This window comes from Shewanella sp. MR-4, assembly GCF_000014685.1.
GTDB lineage: Bacteria > Pseudomonadota > Gammaproteobacteria > Enterobacterales > Shewanellaceae > Shewanella.
In genome coordinates this window covers 2719368-2736653 of the sequence record NC_008321.1, presented here as the reverse complement: position 1 = coordinate 2736653, position 17286 = coordinate 2719368, and the positions used below count along the sequence as shown (strand labels likewise).

Genomic DNA, 17286 nt, shown 5'->3' with positions numbered 1-17286 from the left:
GGTTAAAGCCTCGCCGAGTTTATATGTAAACTTGGTTATACTGCCATTTAATGCACATGGCATAAGCTTTATAGCGACCCAATAAACCGTTTAATTTTATCGCGTTAGCGCTCTTTGAGGTTGATTACCGATTGAAGACACTTTTTTCGCCTTTATTGCCAGCAAGACAAAGCCATATCGCACTGCTGTGCGCAGGCATTATCTACTGGCTAACCGGCGCCTTAGGCCAAACGTTATTTAGCTTGCAACCTGAGAATATCACCTTGATTTGGCTGCCCTCCGGCATTGCCTTGGTGATGTTACTCATGTGGGGGCGTAAGGCATTGGTGCTGATATTCCTCGGCAGTTTTACCTTGAATTTTCAAGGTATGTTACAACAGGACTCCCTTGGTCTTTCGCTGCTGCATACTTCGATTGCTGCGTTAAGCGATATGCTCGCGCCTGCGATGTCGATGTTGTTACTCAGACGCTTCTTGCCACAGGGGACGGGAAGTGCGAATGACTTGATGAAGTTTGTGGTGGTCGCAGGCATCATCCCCATTTTCGGCTCCAGCGCATTGTTATCCGCTAACTTAGTGCTTGGCGGTTATATTTTACCCAGCGCGTTTTGGAGTATGGGGCAAATGTTTTTCTTTGCCGATATTCTGGGCATAGTGTTGGTGTATCAGCTGTATGCCGGATGGGTGGAACCCAATGCGCTAAGCATAGCCAAAACCCGCCATATCCTTTTGCCCTTGATTGGCTTGCCACTGTTTTGTTTGGTTGGGGTTAAGTTCGATCTGGGCTGGTTATTTTATGTGATCCCGCCGCTGTTGGTTGTGCTCTCCTTTGAGGTCACTCGCTTTTACCTCGCACTGTTTAGCAGCGCCTCCATGCTGTTTATGATTTTAGCGACAGCTCAGGGCTATGGTCCGTTTATCAATGCCACGCCGTATCAAACCAATGCGGAGATGATGGCTTTTGTGTTGTCATCGGCATTAACCATTTTTGGGGTGTCGTTACAACGGGCACAGCTGCGCCGAACCGAGAGAGATAAGCAGACCGCGGTGCAAGAGGCGCTCTATGATCCCTTGTCGGGGCTACTGAATCGCCGCGGCTTTATGCCACAGCTGACAAATCTTAATGGCCCGACAGCGCGTTATTCGGTCGCTATGTTGGATCTCGATAACTTTAAGATGATTAACGACACCTATGGTCACAGTGTGGGCGATAGGGTCATCCAGCTGTTGGCGCAGTTGATACACAATCATAGCCGTAGCCAAGATATTGCCGCGCGCCTAGGCGGTGAAGAGTTCGCCCTTGTGCTAAGGGATATTGATGCCGAGCAGGTGTATCCCGTGCTTGAGCGTATTCGAAAATCCTTTGCTGAGATGTCGATAGCAGCCGAGGAGCACACGATTTACTGCACTGTGAGCATTGGTTGGGTGGAGTATCAGCAAGGTATCGCTGGCGAGTCGTTGCTGCATTTGGCGGACAAGGCTTTATATCAAGCTAAGGCACAGGGCAAAAACACGATTGTAAAGTATCAAGCTTAAGGACCACGCCAAGAAGCTTTGTTCGAAAGTGCGATGCTCCAGCGTACCGTAAGGGGCGATACTCAAAAGGTGATGTCGAAAGAAAATAATCGAAAGGCCATACGCGAAGCGTGACAAACAACGGGTCACTATAGGGCATAAAAAAACGGTACGCAGTGCGTACCGTTTTTTCTTATAACATTAATGGTCGCGATTACAGCACGCCGCGGCGCATTTGGTCACGTTCAATCGATTGGAACAGGGCGGTGAAGTTACCTTCGCCAAAACCTAAGTTGTTCTTACGTTGAATGATTTCGATAAAGATCGGGCCAAACAGGTTTTTAGTGAAGATCTGTAATAAATAGCCTGACTCGTCGCCGTCCACCAAAATTTGGTGATGCTTGATACGCTCACGGTTTTCGGTCACTTGTGGGACTTTATCGAAAATGGTGTCGTAATATTCGGGAATAATATCCAAGCATTGAATCGAGCTACCTTCCATCGCATCCAAGGATTTAACGATATCACGGCTTCTAAAGGCTAAGTGTTGTACACCTGGACCATTGTATTCCTTCAGGTATTCATCGATTTGGTTCTTATCGTTGCCTTTACCTTCGTTAATCGGGATACAGAAGCTGCCATCGGGTGAGCGCAGGGCGTAAGACACCAATGCGGTTTGTACGCCGCTGATGTCGAAATAGCGCACTTCGGTAAAACCAAAGATGTTTTTGTAGAAGTTCGCCCAATGTTCCATGGTGCCTTTGTAGACGTTATTGGTTAAGTGGTCTACTTCGACAAAGCCTTTCTCTTGAGTGATCACAGGCTCACTTAAGTCTTCAAAGTCAGTTGCATAGATATTGTTGTCGGCACCGAAGGTGTCGATAAAATAAATTAAGCTGTCACCAATACCATAAATGGCTGGATAAGGCAGATCCTTGGCCGAATCAGCCACGGCTTTGGCGCCGCGCTCTACCGCCACACGGTGAGCAAAGCTGGCATCTTCTACGCGCCAGCCCATAGAGCTAATAGCAGGGCCGTGGGATTTGGCAAATTCTGCTGAAAACCCTTCGCGCTCATTATTGAGCAGGAAGTTAATGTCATTTTGTTTGTAGTACAAAATGTCTTTATTTTTGGCTTTTTTCAGCAGTGAAAAACCAAAGTCGATAAACACTTTGTGCATAAAATCGCTATCGGGGCTTGCAAATTCGGTAAATTCGATACCGAGTAAGCCCAGTGGATTGAGTTCGCTTGCCATGATCTGTTCCTCTTGATTAATTCAACACGCAGTCACTCTTTTTGCCTTGTTCGCTGTGGTGACTTACGGCTAGTAGGCTTAGTTAAGCCATTCACTCATGCTGCGGTGCAGCGTTAGTTTTCTAGCCAAGAGCGGTTGTAGTCTTTACTCATGCAATTTTGCACATGTTCGGTTAATTTCAGTGGGGCGAAGGTGTCCACCATCACTGCATATTCATAGGTTTCTTTTTTGCCTATCGAGGCTTCGGTGCGGCCGGGTTGTGGACCGTGCGCTACCCCTTTTTGATGTAGGGTGATGTAACCGGCTTCAATCCCTGTGCGACTCATAAAGTCGCCGTCGACGTAGTACAGCACTTCATCACTATCAATATTGTTGTGATAGTAAGGCGCAGGAATGGCACGCTCGTGGAAGTCATAAGGACGCGGCACAAAGTTACACACCACAAAGTTGTGGGCGGTAAACACTAAGTGGTCTGAAGGCGGTAAGTGAATTTTGCCGACTTTAGGTGCGTATTCGGTGATGTTAAATGCCCAGGGGTAAACACAGCCGTCCCAACCCACAAGGTCAAAGGGATGCCACTCTAAGGTAGTCAGTTGGTACTTATTACCAAATTTACACACCAGCGGGAAGGCGCCACGTTCAACCACGGCATCTTGCAATACGGGCGTGCGTATATCGCGTTCACAATAGGGTGCAGACTCGAGTAACTGACCGTATTCATTACGGAAATGTTTTGGCACTTCCACCATTGAAAAGGCTTCAATCACAAATAAGCGCACATTACTGTAATCGTTGAATTTGAGCTGATGTGTGGTGCCGCGTGGGATCACTAAGTAGTCCCATTTCTTGATCTCTAGAGTGCCATATTCACTGTAGAGCGTACCTTCACCTTCATGTACAAACACCACTTCATCGGCGTAGGCATTGCGGTAAAACTCCGGCGTGTCTTGAGTCACTTTTGCGGTATAAATGGCCACATCATTGTTATAAAAGATTTTATTGCGGGCGCTAAAGAAGTTGCCTTCGCGATCGGCCGTACGAGAGTCCAATTTATAATTTTGAACTAATGAATCTTCCCATTGGGCACCGTGACCGAGGCGGTAGGGTGCCACTTCCAAGGCCTTAGTCGGCATATTGTGGTGATATTTATTCGAGTAAATATTGGAAAAACCATGGGTTGAAAACAGCTCCTCACGGTATAGCTCGCCGTTTTCTTTCTCAAATGCGATATGGCGCTTATGGGGGACTTGGCCTTGTTTCACATAAAATGGCATGGTGATTCCTTCAAAGTTACGCTGCAGGCTTGCCTACACCGCGAGTCGTTATGCTGCAAGTTGCATTAGTGTGATCTTCTTATCAATTTAGTTGCTTGAATGAACAAAAAAAAGAATAATAAATCTGTTATCTCAATCTAAAAATTAGATGGTATTAACTGCTTTACGCTTCGTAGCGTTTCCGTGACATGTTAATGAAAGCTTAGGAGTCCCCATGCGCATCGATATTGATGCTTTTAATGTGCTGCAAGTGCTGGTGGAAGAGGGCAGTTTTGCCAAAGCCGCCGAGCGTTTACACAAGGCGCAATCGGCGGTCAGCTATCAGGTCAAAAAGCTGGAAGAACATTTAGGTGTGCAACTTTTTAGTCGGGATCAATACCGCGCCGAGTTGACGAGTGAAGGGCGGGTGATCTTGGCCGAGGGGCAAAGACTGTTGCAACACCTTGCCAATATTGAACATCTTGCCAGTCGTTTCAGTGAAGGTTGGGAGCCTAAGCTTGAGTTAGTGATCGATGGCGCCTTGCCGATGGAGCCGATTATGACGGCACTTAAACGGATGGCAGAGCATCAAATTCCGACAAAAATTCAGCTCAATATGGAGTTTTTGGGTGGTGTGCAGCACAGATTCGAGCGTGACAATGCAGATCTGATGTTGGTTAAAGACTACCGCACAGGCCCCTATTATCACCCACAGCCCCTCCCTGCGATAACCAGTGTACTGGTGACGAGTGCTTTACATCCCTTGGCTCAACAAAAACACATCAGTTTGCCCGAGTTACAGCAACATGTTGAGCTGACCATCGAAGATTCCTCCCCCAATAAGACTTATCGAGATGAGCTGCAATTCGGTGGCGATAAAGTGTTCTATCTTTCTGGTTTTATTATGAAAAAGAACGCCTTGTTAAAAGGGCTCGGTTTTGGTTGGTTGCCTGATTTTCTGGTGCAGGAGGAGTTGTTGAGCGGTGAGCTTGTGGAGGTCGACTTTGTCGGTGGCAGTCGCTATACCTTTACTCCCCAATTAGTGTCGACCCTTGAGCGCCCCTTGGGCCGCGCTGGCAAACTCTTTACCGAATTAATCCTAGAGGAATTTGCTAAAGCAGGGCAGTTTAATGGGGTGGGATTAGGTTAATCCTCTACTACTTGTCATCTTTTGAAACAACTTACTGACGCAACCTTGGGATAAAAACGATCGCCTTTTGACATTTTATGTCATAAAGTGAGTCCAATATCGTGGCACTGATGAATTTGGTTCGCCACATTAATTGGACTGACAGAGTAAGGGGAATTGTATGTCTAGACGTTGCCATGAAGTGGACTATGAGATTATCGGTCACAGCATGCAGTTGGTTGAGGTCGAACTCGACCCGCATGAGACGGTGATCGCCGAAGCCGGCGCGATGAATTATCTAGAGCAAGACATTAGCTTCGAGGCCAAAATGGGTGATGGCTCCGAGCCTGAATCTGGCTTTTTTGGCAAGTTGATGGGGGCGGGTAAACGTGTGCTGACGGGTGAAAGCATCTTTATGACGCACTTTACAAACCTTGGACATCAGAAACGTAAAGTGGCGTTTGCCGCGCCCTATCCTGGGACGATTTTGGCTCTCGATCTTGCCCAATATGGCGGAGAACTGATCTGCCAGAAAGACAGCTTCCTCGCAGCGGCCCTTGGGACGCGAGTGAGCATGAAGTTTAATCGCCGCCTAGGTACGGGCTTTTTTGGCGGTGAAGGTTTTATTCTTCAAAGCTTACAGGGTGATGGCATGGCGTTTATTCATGCGGGCGGCACCTTAATAAAGAAAGAACTCAAAGGCGAAACCTTACGTGTCGATACAGGTTGTTTGGTCGGTTTTACCCCTGGGATTGATTACGATATCGAGCGGGCTGGCTCGTTAAAATCGATGGTATTTGGTGGAGAAGGGCTGTTTTTAGCGACCTTAAAAGGCCATGGCACTGTGTGGTTGCAGAGTCTACCATTCTCGCGGATGGCGGATCGCATTATCGCTCACGCTCCCTCTGCTGGTGGAAGTGACCGCGGTGAAGGTTCAGTCCTCGGCGGGCTTGGCCGCATGCTCGACGGGCGTTAACCCTAAAAGCAAAATGCGCACACTTAACGGGTTAAGTGTGCGCAGGAAGCTGTTTGTAAATTCAGATCAATAGGTGACCACATTGATGATATCGAGGATCTTACGGCTCTTTTCATCGAGCTTGATGATGGAGCCTTCGACTTCAATGCTGATTCTGCCGTCTCTGTCGATGGGGACGACAACGCGGCCGCGGTCATAAATATCGTAATCTAGGATATCGCCACGACGCAGTTTTTTCTGCCATCCAGGGGGAAGAGGCTGCCCCTTGTCGACTTTCTTTTGTAGACCAGGGGGCAGATCTTTGTCCTTCTTATCATTATCGTGCTTTGCAAAAGCCGCTATCGGGGCGACCAGACTGAGTACGACTCCACCTATCAGTGTTGCTGTTAATTTATTCATACTAGCTCCCTTAGGGAATAATGAGGTTGTTGTGTGTCACTCTAGTTTAGCTTAAATGAACTTTAGCTGAATATCTGCCCTTAGCGGGCGAGCATAAGCACGGCTTGCCATTGTTCTTCGGTAACAGGTTGAATGCTCAGCCTAGAACCTTTAGAGACTAAGTACATATCGGCCAGTTGCGGCAAACTTTTGATCAAACTTAAGGGGATGATTTCCTTAAATTGTTTGACGAAACGAATATCTACCCTTAACCATCGTGGCTGCTGTGGATCGGACTTAGGATCAAAATACTTTGATTCGGGGTCAAAGGCCGAGCTGTCAGGATAGGCATTGGTCACGACTTCGGCAATGCCGACGATGCCGGGGACTTTGCAACTTGAGTGGTAAAAGAAGACTTGATCGCCAATTTGCATCGCATCTCGCATAAAGTTACGTGCTTGGTAGTTACGGATCCCAAACCAGGCTTCGGTTTGATTAGGGCAAGCCTTAAGATCGTCGATACTAAATTCGTCGGGTTCCGATTTCATAAGCCAGTAGTTCATCTTTTATCCTTTACTGAAATAGCCGTCTCATCGCGTTAATGCGTTGAGTTTATCCTAGTTTTTGTTTGCCTCACAGTTAACCGTTCTCTGATCTCCTGACGTTAAGCATTATCCGGCGCGTTAAGTCAGTGTTCAGTTAACCCAGCTTACTCTGTCGTCACTATCGAGTCTGGTATGCCTTATGCAGTTGGTGCTATGACGCCGCAAATCGATGCAAAGTTGGCAGCTTTAGGTCCCAATCCAAGCTTTATTTCAATACCCGACTTCTTATATGAGTGATGTTGAAACAGTGAGGTGTGTTATGGAAACTTCAGCAATGACCACAGACAGTGGCCTATACACTAAATACCTTAAAGATTTTACCGCAGGGGATGTGAGCCTGCACCGCGAACGCATGTTGGAATTCATCAGCGATTTAACCACTCAGGGCTGGTTACTGGCGAATTTTACCTGGGATTACTGGTATAACAACAGTTACTTAGTCGATAAACCCGCTTATATCCGTGATGCCAGTGTCGCTCAATGCCGTCTGCTATTAACCGCGATGACTCGTCTCGAAGTGTTTAGCCCTGGGGTGTTAGAGAATATGCGTCGCCAAGGGGTATTGCTGGCGATTATGGAACGTTTACAGCGTTTAGAGGTTTTAACCACTGATAAACAGGTGGCGTTTATTACCCGTTAATTCCGGTTTTCGAGTAACAGAATATCCTTACTCTTTAGTCTAATACCATGCTTTTTTACTTGTGAGATGTTCCGAGGATTGGTTAGTTTGGACCATGCTAAACATAATAAAAAAGCACGGAGGCCTTAATGTCTGTTTCAACGACTCAAGCAACAAACCCACTTAAATACAGTGAGTTCCGGGGACCTAATTCCCCGGAGCTTGTTGAAAAAACCATAGGACAGTACCTTAACGATATCGCTAACACTTATCCCGAACAGTTAGCCGTTGTCGTGAATCATCAAGATATCCGTTGGAATTACCGCCAATACCTTGCACAAATCGATGCCTTGGCCACAGGCTTACTCAAACTGGGCATAGGTCCAGGGGATCGCGTGGGCATTTGGTCGCCCAATAATATTGAGTGGTGCTTAACCCAATTCGCCACCGCCAAAATTGGCGCCATCATGGTGTGCATCAACCCCGCTTATCGCCCTGAAGAATTACAATATGCCCTGACTAACGTGGGCTGTAGGGCGGTGATTTGCGCCGATAAATTCAAGTCCAGTAACTATTTACAGATGCTCTACGAGTTAGCGCCAGAGCTTAAGGTGTGCGCCGCAGGGCAATTACAGGCCAAAGCGTTGCCCGAGTTACAATTTGTGATCCGCATGGGGGCGGAGCAGTCTCCCGGTATGTTGAACTTTGATGATTTATTGCTTGAAGTGACGCCAGATGACAAGGCGGCGCTCGAGCAAATCGCCGAGTCACTTAGCCCTTATGACGCCATTAATATTCAATTTACCTCTGGCACCACGGGCAGCCCAAAGGGGGCGACCTTATCGCACCACAACATCCTGAATAATGGCTACTTAGTGGCCGAGGCAATGAAGTTTACCTGTGAAGATAAGCTCTGCATTCCTGTGCCTTTATACCATTGTTTTGGCATGGTGTTGGGTAACCTTGTGTGCCTCGCTAAGGGCGCGGCGGCGGTCTTTCCTGGGGATTCCTTCGATCCGCTGACCACCCTAGAGGTGGTTGAGCGTGAACGCTGCACCGCACTACACGGTGTTCCCACTATGTTTATTGCCGAGTTAGAGCACCCCGAATTTAAACGCTTTGACTTAAGCTCGCTGCGTACCGGTGTTATGGCGGGAGCGACTTGCCCAGAAGAAGTGATGCGCCGGGTACAAAACCTGATGTATATGCAGGAAGTGTTAATTGGGTATGGGCAAACCGAGTGCAGCCCGCTGAACCACATTACTGAAATCGACTCACCAGTTGAGAAACGTGTGCTTACCGTTGGCCGTGCTTTACCCCATACCGAAGTGAAAATCGTCGATGAATTTGGTGAAGTGCTGCCAATCAATACGCCCGGTGAAGTCTGTAGCCGTGGCTATTGCATCATGCAGTGTTACTGGAATGATCCCGAAAAAACGGCGGCAACTATCGACAGTGAAGGCTGGCTACATTCTGGCGATATTGGGCAAATGGATGAGCAAGGTTATGTGCAAATCGTTGGCCGTATTAAAGATATGATTATTCGCGGTGGCGAGAATATCTATCCCCGTGAAATTGAAGAGAAACTCTATACTCATAAAGATGTGCAAGATGCAGCAGTGTTTGGGGTTCATAGTGATAAATACGGCGAAGAAGTGTGCGCGTGGATCAAGATTCGCAGTGGCGCCACGATTTCAGAGGAGGATATTCGTCATTTCCTCACCGAAAAGTTCGCCTATTTTAAAGTACCTCGCTACATCAAGTTTGTGGAGCAATACCCCATGACTGTCACGGGCAAAATCCAGAAATTTAAAATGCGTGAGCTGATGTATCAAGAGCTATATGAGGATATTAATGCCTAGGGTGCATTAAGAAGAAACCCAAGTCCGATGGCTTGGGTTTCTTTTTAGCTGTGCGCCCTAGATTAACGTCGGTAATGCCGAATTTGATTGTCGAGCCAAGCCGCACTCTTGCTTAATTGACGCTGGCTTAAGCGCAACCAACGTTTCGCCCAAGGATATTGGGTGCTCAAGAGGGTTAATCCGATAAGGATAAAGAGCAATCCTGGCCCAGGTAAGAGTAAGAAAATCCCGCCGACTAAGGTAAAACATGCACCTAACACTGTGATGACTGTTCGGTTTATCGCGGGATGAGCAAATATTAACTTATTGTCTTTGAAGGAAATCGGCATAGGACGCTCCCAAAGGTTTTATCTAATGAACCAGTACTGCCGCAAATGGTGTACAACCAGTGGCAATATTAACTCAGTGTACTCCTATCATTTCTCCCTTAGCTAGATTTCTATCGGCTAAAGTATGTAACAAATATTCACTGTACCTTGAGGCATGGCTGATTATACTGAAAAGAGTTCAACCGATGATCAAGTGATGAATTGTTTGTTTTTCAAGCCATTAAACAGATGAGTTTTTGAGGGAGGTGTTATGAATCGTTGGTACCCACTGATGCTCTGTTGCCTGTTAAGCATGGCTAATACAGTCTTTGCAGACACGCTAAAGCTCACGTCTTTACTGTGGCCCCCTTATTCTGGTCAGCAACTGGCACAACAAGGTGCCAGTGTTGCTGTTGCCCAAGCCGCCTTTGCGCGCATGGAGCAACAACTTCTAGTAGATTTTTATCCTTGGAGCAGGGCGATTAAGTTAGCGGCCATGCCAAGTTCTGATTACATTGGCTATTTTCCTGAATATTATTTTGAAACAGATAAGTTTGTTTTTTCAAAACCAATAGGGATCAGTCCATTAGGTCTTGTTGAGCAAAAATCTCACCCCATAAGTTGGCACTATTTAACCGATTTAAATCGCTATACCTTAGGCGTCGTAAAAGACTATGTGAACACAGATTCGCTGGATCTGATGATTGCTTCAGGGAGTCAACCAGTCGAAGCCGTGACCTCCGATGAACAAAACATCAAGAAGGTGGCAGCTGGTCGCATCGATGGCGCAGTGATTGATGTCAACGTACTCTATTTCCTGTTAAAGCAACCTCATTTGCAGCCATTGGCGGATAAATTACAGGTGAATAAACAACTGCTTGCTAACAAACAGTTGTATGTTGCGTTTCGCAATACGGAGGAGGGGCGGCATTGGCGGGATGTTTTCGACCAAGGCTTAGCTCAATTAGATATTGAAAGCATTATGGGGGAATTATTGTTTCATGAAGAAGCTTCCCTCCGCTAAATCACGCCGGTTTTCGCTTAATCTGTTGTCATAAATTTGTCGTGGTTCGTTATTAATATTGTCCTAAGGCTATGAGTCGGTGCTCATTTCATTTTCTAGGATGGTATGAAGAACACTCCCTTCGAAAACATTCCTTTTGAGTTAGATACCTTATCGCAACTCATTGATACTCATTATCTTAAGCTGAAATATCAGGTACTCGCTGATATACCATTTCGGCACCAACATTTCCCACTCTACAGCATTGAGTTAGGGGTGACCGATAGACCTTGTCCAACTGTGTTATTTGTTGGTGGTGTGCATGGGGTGGAGCGGATTGGTTCTCAGGTGGTTTTGGCCTTACTTAACAGTCTGTTGCAGCGCCTTGCGTGGGACAAACACCTACAACAGTTATTAACGGACATTCGCTTAGCCTTTGTACCTGTGGTGAATCCTGTCGGTTTGTTGCTGGGGAGCCGTGGTAATGGAAATCAGGTCGACTTGATGCGTAACGCGCCGATAGAGTCCCGGGAAAAAGTCTCTTTTATGGTGGGCGGGCAGCGGTTATCCTCTAAGCTGCCTTGGTTTCGTGGCCTTGGCGGCATGGAGCTTGAAACTGCGGGGCTGGTGGCCTATGTGCAACAACTGCTCAAACAAAGCACTAGTCTGATTTCCCTCGATGCGCATTCCGGCTTTGGTTTGACGGATCATATTTGGTTTCCCTATGCCCATACACGCGCATCCTTTGAAAACGCTCATTTTATTTTCCACTTAAAACAATTGTTTGAAGCCAGTTATCCCCACCATGGTCATTATCGACTTGCCCCCCAGAGCCAGTTTTATCGCACCCACGGCGATATTTGGGATTACTTGTACCGCCAGCATCATACCCAGGATCCTCAAGCGAACATTCCCTTTTTACCTTTGACCTTAGAGATGGGGTCATGGGCATGGATTAAGAAAAATCCAAGGCAAATCTTCAATTTTGCGGGCTTTTTTAATCCGCAAAAAACACACAGGCACCACAGAATTTTACGTCGGCACACAGTACTGATGCAGTTCTTGATGGAGGCGGCGTACGCACGAGAACTAGAAGGACTGACGCCTGAACATCTCACACAATTGGCACTGAGTGCACAGCAATTTTGGTATCGGGAGAACTTGTGATGACGACTTGGGTATTACTCAGGGGCTTAATGCGGGATCAACGCCATTGGAATGGCTTTGATCAGAGGTTAAGGCAACGGGGCTGCACTGTCGTGACGCCCGATTTACCCGGCAATGGGATCCTTAATCGTCAAACCAGTCCTTTGACCATCGCCGAATATGCCAGCTCTGTGTGGCTGCAACTGGATGCAAGCCTAGCGGGACAAGCTTTTTATCTGCTCGGTTTATCGATGGGCGGCATGTTAGCGATAGAAATGGCCAAGCAACGCCCTTGGCAGGTAAAGCATGTGTTTGTGCTTAATAGCAGCGCCGCTAATTTATCGCCTTGGTATCATAGATTTAACTTATTGAATGCGCTGAGTGCCTTGGTTAAACGTTGCCGAGGACGACAGCTTCATCCTATCGAATCCACTATTGTCCGCTTAACCAGTTTTCGACATCGACGTGATAGGGTCTTGATTGCACGCTGGAGCCAATATCGGCAAGAGGCGAGCCCGACGTTTATCAACGGTTGCAGGCAATTGTGGGCAGCATTTCGCTATGAATGTTCTATGTTTTTGCCTGTGCCCGTGAGTATTTTAGCGGGTGATCGGGATGCGTTAGTGAATATTCAAACCAGCAGGGCGCTGGCACAGCATTTTAAGGTTGATTTAGTTGTCTTAGCCTATTGTGGCCACGACATCACTATAGATGCTCCTGCTAAACTGGCGCATTATCTCTTTGAAATCATCAGTCCACCCCTAGGGGAAGCCAGTGAGCCTTTCGCTGATTGTGGTGACTTGCTCGATGAGGAAACGGACTTTCATGAGACAAGATTAGTCATGAGGCAAGGTTAGTGCTGTACTTCCAAACGATTCATTAGCACTACCCAAAGACGCTGAGTCGTGCTGAGTGACACCAGTTACGCTTTCGCGACTATGGTTATTACGCTTTCGCTACAATGGTTTGCCCAATCGGTGTCAGGCTTAATAGCGCCAGCTTGATATGTTGGATCCCGAAGGGGATACCAATAATCGTCACAAAGCAGGCGAGGGCATGGGCCAAATGACCTATGGTCAACCAAATCCCAAACAGCAAGAACCAAATAATATTGCCGACCATACCGAAGGCGCCAGTGCCTAAATCCTCACGTCCGGTTAAATGGCGGCGATTCATTTGCTCCTGCCCAAAGGGCCAAAAGGTTAATTCACCAATAACAAAACAAGCTCTGCCGAAGGGAATACCGATAATACTGATAAAACACAAAATTCCCGCAAGCCACCAGGCAAGACCCATCACAAATCCGCCAAGGACAAACCAAGCAATATTGAAAATTAACCGTAATAACGACATTGAACACTCCTTAACGTTTCTCAAAATTGTGTTGGGAATCTCTGAGCCAACACACAGGATCATTAATTGATACTTAAATGGAGTAAGCGAGAATTGTGCCAAAATATTTTTCCTTATTTATCAGTGTAATATTTATCTTGGCGACTGTATGACGTGGTAAAAAATGCTAGATTTTCGCGAAAACGCTTAATAATTACGGACGATTTAGGCAAGCTCGCGTTACACTAAACAGCTTGTTTTCATTAGAGAGTATCCATGCTAACCAATAGCCAGTTTGCAAACAGTCTGCTCGCTCAAAGTCCTATAGAGTCTTTTTCCTTCGCTGGACGCGAGATCTTTCTCAAGAGAGATGATTTATTGCATCCCGCTTTTAGTGGTAATAAGGCGCGCAAGTTTGCCTATTTTCTAGATCATGAGTTTGCCAGTGTCACTAAGGTGATTGGCCATGGCTCTGCGCAGGCCAACTCGCTTTATTCCCTTTCGGCACTCGCAAAACTGAAAGGCTGGCAGTGCGATTTTTATGTGGATCATATTGCCAGCCATGTGCTCACGTTGCCTACGGGAAACTATGCTGCGGCCATAGCTAACGGTACGCGCATCATTGATTTATCAAGTCTTATTACAGCAACCCCCTCACTGCAGCAAGAGTTTAACTGGACTTGCCATGACTATATTGAGCAGCATGTCTTGCCGGCTGAGCCTAACGCTTTGTTTATTCCTGAAGGCGGACGCTGCCTGTATGCAGAATATGGTGTTAGTCAATTAGCGGCTGATATTGAAACTTGGGCAATGCAACGGGGGATGATAGATCTAAAAGTGTTTTTACCGGCAGGTACAGGCACCACTGCATTATTTTTAAATCAGTATTTTGTGCGTCAGCAATTGAATATTCGAGTGCTTACCTGCGCCGTTGTCGGCGGCGATGAGTATTTAACGCAGCAGTTTTATGAGTTAAATCCCAACTCTGCTGAACATCCACAGATTTTGAATGTGGGGAAGAAATACCATTTCGGGAAACTCTATCCTGAGTTTTATGCCATGTGGCAGCGGCTCAGTGCCAGCGGCGTGCAATTTGAACTACTCTACGACCCCTTAGGTTTTATTGTGTTAGAGGATTATTTACGGCGTGATAAAATTTCTCCCATTCTTTACATTCATCAGGGCGGATTATTAGGTAATGAAACTATGTTACCGAGATATCGGCGAAAATTTGGAGAGGCTGCTGAACGATAACGATTACTCAATCAGGTGATTGCGTTTTAAAATTTTGTGGGTGCGAGTGGCTATCTTTTCAAGATGTTTGAGATCTTTTAATCCCGGAGTATCGGCTGAATATTGCCAGTAACTTATTTCGGTATCGAGCATTTCGAGCATTTTTTTAGAGCAGCCTAAACACTCACCTTGGCACATTTGTGCTTCATCTAAATTGAGTGGGATCAGCTGTTGGATATGGGTTATCAAGGCTTGCATCGCCGTTTTGGTATCGGGTTTTGACATAGAAAATATATTCACAAACGAAGTGAGTGACTATATTAGCAGAGGCATATACAGATTAATTTGATCTAGATTAGGAATACACATTTGGCTCAGCATGTATCTGTGTGAGTTAGATACTGGCTGAACCAAACGAGTTCGTCATATCGACGTGAAGGGATAGCGGATCGTGATATTAGGCTATCAATAAAGGCGAGTCGATTTCGGTATGGCGAGGAAAATGAGAACCGAATAAACCAACATGCCGTTATTTGTATTCAATGAATACTAAATCAAACTTATTTATTTGACGACAAAAGCCATTTCATAAAGTTTAAGGCTTCGGTACGTTTTGAAAAAGTTTGTCTGTTTTTACCTTGTCTATCGGTAAAAGCAATTGATGTTTTGTTGACTGAAATTGAATCTACAGGGAAGTTCACTGTGATTTCATGTCCGTTAATTTTGTATGACATAGGCCACACTCCTTTTAATTTTATTCACCCTTAGGTGAGCAAGTAATAACGATAAAATATCCTTAGCATAGCTGCGAAAGATGATACTAATGAGTCTTGAGGTTACCCATTCCACCATGATTAATCAAGAGATGCTTTATTGATAACTAATGCATATCAGCGATTATGTCAATGGAACATCTCAATTAGCCAAGTTGACCATAGAAAAGTGACAATACTATGACATTGGCTGAATTAATTAGTTCACTGTTTTTGAGTCGATGTAGAAAATCACTAACTCATTATTTTTGTGGGACTTACTTGTTGTAGGCTTTCTTCGTGAGGATCGATTTTGCCATTGCTTAGGCGGATGTACAAATCGATGTAAAAAGGATAACGACAAGAAACTTCTCAAAACGCAGCGCAGTATAGCAGTAAAACCCCCGCTGGCAAGTTTATTTTTTACTCAGCGGGAAATATCGGTGTTTAAATTTTGTATTAATTGTTGCTTAAATGCTCGATTTGTTTATTTGGCAATGATCAATTTAATAAATCAGTTCTCCAATCGGGTTCAATAATTTACTGAGCCCTTTTGTAAAATACAGCGGTGCGTCTAACACTGTGTAACAGAGGCATCCTGTTTGGGTCTTGGGAGAATGATGGGTTTTCCCGTCTAAGATAATAAAATCACCAGGAACATATTGGCCGTGAAGATCCGAAAATTCGCCCGCTAATAACAAGGTCAGTTCGTATCCTTTATGGGTGTGCTGCGGGATCTCACCTAAAGCATCGATATGTAAAAGGCTCGCGCGGGTATTATTTTCATCCACATCGAAACGCATGCGGCTGACCTTGCCAATTTGTTGCCATGGATGGGCGATATGCTGACGAAACACTCTCGGGATCTCATAACGCACATGTTTATGATTAAGGGAAACCGTAGTTTTAGCAGGATAGTCGCTTTCAGTTGGCGTTGATTCGGGTAAGGCCATAATCTGTGACATCATTTGCTGCCAAGCGTCATCTTGTGCTGAATCGGTTTCGCTGATTAAAGCTTGTTCAGTGATTTTGCTCGGCGCTAAAAAGGCGAGTTCAGCCGCCTGCTCTGTAAAGCGGCTGACTTGGGATTGGCACTCATGACATAGGGCACAATGGGCCGAGATTGCGATAGACATGGATAAAGGCAGCTCGCCTTGTGCATGGGCTAACAGTAAATCGGTATGGGGATGATGTTTAATCATGTTGTGTCTCCAAAAAGCTTTTCAGCTTTTCTAACCCCAATCTGAGTCGCGATTTTATCGTGCCAATCGGGACTTTTAAGGCATCGGCTAATTCTTGTTGCGTGAGTTCTTGCATATAGATCCCTTGCACCACTTGGCGTTGAGGTAGGGGCAGGGCATCTAAATGTGCGAGTAGTTTGGCAGTCAATTTATGGTCGGTGTTGTTCTCTTGGCTAACGGCAACATCGCAAAGTGGCCAGATATCGTCACCGAAAGCATCCTCTCGATTATGCTGTACCCGTCTTAGCATATCGAAACACTGATTACGCATAATGGTAAATACCCAGGTCGCCACCGACCCTTTGTCCGCATTGTATAAATGGGCCTTGGTCCAAACTAGGGTCATGGTTTCTTGTACCAGATCCATAGCAAGACCCTGTTGATTTAATCTTTGCAGACCGAATGCGCGAATTTTGGGCATAAAGTGGTTAAACAGCTCAGCAAAGGCTGCTTTATCCCTTTGATTTGCAACCTTAGCAATGGCACGAGCCAAAGGATCGGGATCTGTGATTAGCTCATTGGCGGTTGAAATAGTGCTATCGTTTTCCATAGCCATGTCGATAGGAGGTGATAACTGCCTATCATAGCGATTTTGCGCTAAATGTGATTGAAAATTTTCCATTATTGAGCTCTTTCTTAAGGTTCAATCCAGTCAGAACATCGCAAAGGATGTTTCCTCA

At 45.9% G+C, this 17286-nt stretch carries 19 protein-coding genes; 9 read left to right on the top strand and 10 right to left on the bottom strand.

Features of this window, described 5'->3' with window-relative positions:
• The first annotated feature begins 131 nt into the window (after positions 1–131).
• Complete coding sequence (locus tag SHEWMR4_RS12045) at positions 132–1535, top strand: sensor domain-containing diguanylate cyclase (RefSeq protein ID WP_011623054.1); 1404 nt, start codon at positions 132–134, stop codon at positions 1533–1535.
• Between the two features lie 193 nt (positions 1536–1728).
• Here the strand turns inward: SHEWMR4_RS12045 and hppD are convergent, their stop codons facing one another.
• Together hppD and SHEWMR4_RS12035 are read right to left on the bottom strand one after the other, a co-directional pair.
• On the bottom strand, positions 1729–2769 hold the full coding sequence (hppD, locus tag SHEWMR4_RS12040) for a 4-hydroxyphenylpyruvate dioxygenase (protein WP_011623053.1): 1041 nt from the start codon (positions 2767–2769) through the stop codon (positions 1729–1731).
• Positions 2770–2882: 113 nt separating this feature from the next.
• Positions 2883–4043: a homogentisate 1,2-dioxygenase gene (locus SHEWMR4_RS12035; RefSeq protein ID WP_011623052.1), complete on the bottom strand. Its 1161-nt coding sequence runs from the start codon at positions 4041–4043 to the stop codon at positions 2883–2885.
• A gap of 214 nt (positions 4044–4257) precedes the next feature.
• On the opposite strand from SHEWMR4_RS12035, the gene SHEWMR4_RS12030 reads away from it, so the two are divergent.
• The gene (locus SHEWMR4_RS12030; RefSeq protein WP_011623051.1) at positions 4258–5172 is read left to right on the top strand and encodes a LysR family transcriptional regulator; all 915 of its coding nucleotides are present in this window, start codon (positions 4258–4260) and stop codon (positions 5170–5172) included.
• A 160-nt stretch (positions 5173–5332) separates the two neighbouring features.
• Positions 5333–6127, top strand: coding sequence for a TIGR00266 family protein (locus SHEWMR4_RS12025; protein WP_011623050.1), 795 nt, complete (start codon positions 5333–5335; stop codon positions 6125–6127).
• A 66-nt stretch (positions 6128–6193) separates the two neighbouring features.
• On the opposite strand, the gene SHEWMR4_RS12020 is transcribed toward SHEWMR4_RS12025, so the two are convergent.
• A complete protein-coding gene (locus SHEWMR4_RS12020; RefSeq protein WP_011623049.1) occupies positions 6194–6526 on the bottom strand; it encodes a hypothetical protein in 333 nt (110 codons plus the stop codon).
• A gap of 80 nt (positions 6527–6606) precedes the next feature.
• Positions 6607–7068: an EVE domain-containing protein gene (locus SHEWMR4_RS12015; protein WP_011623048.1), complete on the bottom strand. Its 462-nt coding sequence runs from the start codon at positions 7066–7068 to the stop codon at positions 6607–6609.
• Positions 7069–7369: 301 nt separating this feature from the next.
• Between SHEWMR4_RS12015 and SHEWMR4_RS12010 the strand changes: the two genes are divergently transcribed.
• Complete coding sequence (locus SHEWMR4_RS12010) at positions 7370–7750, top strand: DUF6508 domain-containing protein (protein WP_011623047.1); 381 nt, start codon at positions 7370–7372, stop codon at positions 7748–7750.
• A gap of 128 nt (positions 7751–7878) precedes the next feature.
• Positions 7879–9591, top strand: coding sequence for an AMP-binding protein (locus SHEWMR4_RS12005; RefSeq protein ID WP_011623046.1), 1713 nt, complete (start codon positions 7879–7881; stop codon positions 9589–9591).
• 62 nt (positions 9592–9653) lie between these two features.
• Here SHEWMR4_RS12005 and SHEWMR4_RS12000 read toward each other — a convergent pair whose 3' ends face one another.
• On the bottom strand, positions 9654–9920 hold the full coding sequence (locus tag SHEWMR4_RS12000) for a PGPGW domain-containing protein (RefSeq protein ID WP_011623045.1): 267 nt from the start codon (positions 9918–9920) through the stop codon (positions 9654–9656).
• A 250-nt stretch (positions 9921–10170) separates the two neighbouring features.
• On the opposite strand from SHEWMR4_RS12000, the gene SHEWMR4_RS11995 reads away from it, so the two are divergent.
• The 3 genes from SHEWMR4_RS11995 (at position 10171) to SHEWMR4_RS11985 (ending at position 12905) form a co-directional block, all read left to right on the top strand.
• Positions 10171–10923: a substrate-binding periplasmic protein gene (locus SHEWMR4_RS11995; RefSeq protein WP_011623044.1), complete on the top strand. Its 753-nt coding sequence runs from the start codon at positions 10171–10173 to the stop codon at positions 10921–10923.
• A gap of 105 nt (positions 10924–11028) precedes the next feature.
• The gene (locus tag SHEWMR4_RS11990) at positions 11029–12069 is read left to right on the top strand and encodes a M14 family metallopeptidase (protein WP_011623043.1); all 1041 of its coding nucleotides are present in this window, start codon (positions 11029–11031) and stop codon (positions 12067–12069) included.
• Positions 12069–12905, top strand: coding sequence for an alpha/beta fold hydrolase (locus SHEWMR4_RS11985; RefSeq protein WP_011623042.1), 837 nt, complete (start codon positions 12069–12071; stop codon positions 12903–12905). Before SHEWMR4_RS11990 ends, SHEWMR4_RS11985 begins: the two co-directional genes overlap by 1 nt.
• 88 nt (positions 12906–12993) lie before the next feature.
• Here the strand turns inward: SHEWMR4_RS11985 and SHEWMR4_RS11980 are convergent, their stop codons facing one another.
• Entirely contained in the window at positions 12994–13401 is a 408-nt protein-coding gene (locus tag SHEWMR4_RS11980) for a YccF domain-containing protein (RefSeq protein WP_011623041.1), read from the bottom strand.
• A gap of 285 nt (positions 13402–13686) precedes the next feature.
• On the opposite strand from SHEWMR4_RS11980, the gene SHEWMR4_RS11975 reads away from it, so the two are divergent.
• Positions 13687–14634, top strand: a complete 948-nt coding sequence (locus SHEWMR4_RS11975) for a 1-aminocyclopropane-1-carboxylate deaminase/D-cysteine desulfhydrase (protein ID WP_041409077.1) — start codon at positions 13687–13689, stop codon at positions 14632–14634.
• 3 nt (positions 14635–14637) lie between these two features.
• Here SHEWMR4_RS11975 and SHEWMR4_RS11970 read toward each other — a convergent pair whose 3' ends face one another.
• The 4 genes from SHEWMR4_RS11970 to SHEWMR4_RS11955 all read right to left on the bottom strand — a co-directional run bounded on the left by SHEWMR4_RS11970 (position 14638) and on the right by SHEWMR4_RS11955 (position 17228).
• The gene (locus tag SHEWMR4_RS11970) at positions 14638–14898 is read right to left on the bottom strand and encodes a hypothetical protein (protein ID WP_011623039.1); all 261 of its coding nucleotides are present in this window, start codon (positions 14896–14898) and stop codon (positions 14638–14640) included.
• Positions 14899–15173: 275 nt separating this feature from the next.
• Positions 15174–15347 carry a hypothetical protein gene (locus SHEWMR4_RS11965; protein WP_011072074.1) on the bottom strand — a complete coding sequence of 58 codons (174 nt, stop codon included), beginning with the start codon at positions 15345–15347 and terminating at the stop codon, positions 15174–15176.
• 524 nt (positions 15348–15871) lie between these two features.
• Complete coding sequence (locus tag SHEWMR4_RS11960; protein ID WP_011623037.1) at positions 15872–16567, bottom strand: ChrR family anti-sigma-E factor; 696 nt, start codon at positions 16565–16567, stop codon at positions 15872–15874.
• Entirely contained in the window at positions 16560–17228 is a 669-nt protein-coding gene (locus tag SHEWMR4_RS11955) for a sigma-70 family RNA polymerase sigma factor (RefSeq protein ID WP_011623036.1), read from the bottom strand. The genes SHEWMR4_RS11960 and SHEWMR4_RS11955 overlap by 8 nt, the downstream gene beginning before the upstream one ends.
• Between the last annotated feature and the right edge of the window lie 58 nt (positions 17229–17286).

Bases quoted from the DNA above. Each gene is read 5' to 3' on its own strand.
- hppD (WP_011623053.1), bottom strand. From the start codon at position 2,769: ATGGCAAGCGAACTCAATCCACTGGGCTTACTCGGTATCGAATTTACC.
- SHEWMR4_RS12035 (WP_011623052.1), bottom strand. From the start codon at position 4,043: ATGCCATTTTATGTGAAACAAGGCCAAGTCCCCCATAAGCGCCATATC.
- SHEWMR4_RS12030 (WP_011623051.1), top strand. From the start codon at position 4,258: ATGCGCATCGATATTGATGCTTTTAATGTGCTGCAAGTGCTGGTGGAA.
- SHEWMR4_RS12025 (WP_011623050.1), top strand. From the start codon at position 5,333: ATGTCTAGACGTTGCCATGAAGTGGACTATGAGATTATCGGTCACAGC.
- SHEWMR4_RS12020 (WP_011623049.1), bottom strand. From the start codon at position 6,526: ATGAATAAATTAACAGCAACACTGATAGGTGGAGTCGTACTCAGTCTG.
- SHEWMR4_RS12015 (WP_011623048.1), bottom strand. From the start codon at position 7,068: ATGAACTACTGGCTTATGAAATCGGAACCCGACGAATTTAGTATCGAC.
- SHEWMR4_RS12010 (WP_011623047.1), top strand. From the start codon at position 7,370: ATGGAAACTTCAGCAATGACCACAGACAGTGGCCTATACACTAAATAC.
- SHEWMR4_RS12005 (WP_011623046.1), top strand. From the start codon at position 7,879: ATGTCTGTTTCAACGACTCAAGCAACAAACCCACTTAAATACAGTGAG.
- SHEWMR4_RS12000 (WP_011623045.1), bottom strand. From the start codon at position 9,920: ATGCCGATTTCCTTCAAAGACAATAAGTTAATATTTGCTCATCCCGCG.
- SHEWMR4_RS11995 (WP_011623044.1), top strand. From the start codon at position 10,171: ATGAATCGTTGGTACCCACTGATGCTCTGTTGCCTGTTAAGCATGGCT.
- SHEWMR4_RS11990 (WP_011623043.1), top strand. From the start codon at position 11,029: ATGAAGAACACTCCCTTCGAAAACATTCCTTTTGAGTTAGATACCTTA.
- SHEWMR4_RS11985 (WP_011623042.1), top strand. From the start codon at position 12,069: ATGACGACTTGGGTATTACTCAGGGGCTTAATGCGGGATCAACGCCAT.
- SHEWMR4_RS11980 (WP_011623041.1), bottom strand. From the start codon at position 13,401: ATGTCGTTATTACGGTTAATTTTCAATATTGCTTGGTTTGTCCTTGGC.
- SHEWMR4_RS11970 (WP_011623039.1), bottom strand. From the start codon at position 14,898: ATGTCAAAACCCGATACCAAAACGGCGATGCAAGCCTTGATAACCCAT.
- SHEWMR4_RS11965 (WP_011072074.1), bottom strand. From the start codon at position 15,347: ATGTCATACAAAATTAACGGACATGAAATCACAGTGAACTTCCCTGTA.
- SHEWMR4_RS11960 (WP_011623037.1), bottom strand. From the start codon at position 16,567: ATGATTAAACATCATCCCCATACCGATTTACTGTTAGCCCATGCACAA.
- SHEWMR4_RS11955 (WP_011623036.1), bottom strand. From the start codon at position 17,228: ATGGAAAATTTTCAATCACATTTAGCGCAAAATCGCTATGATAGGCAG.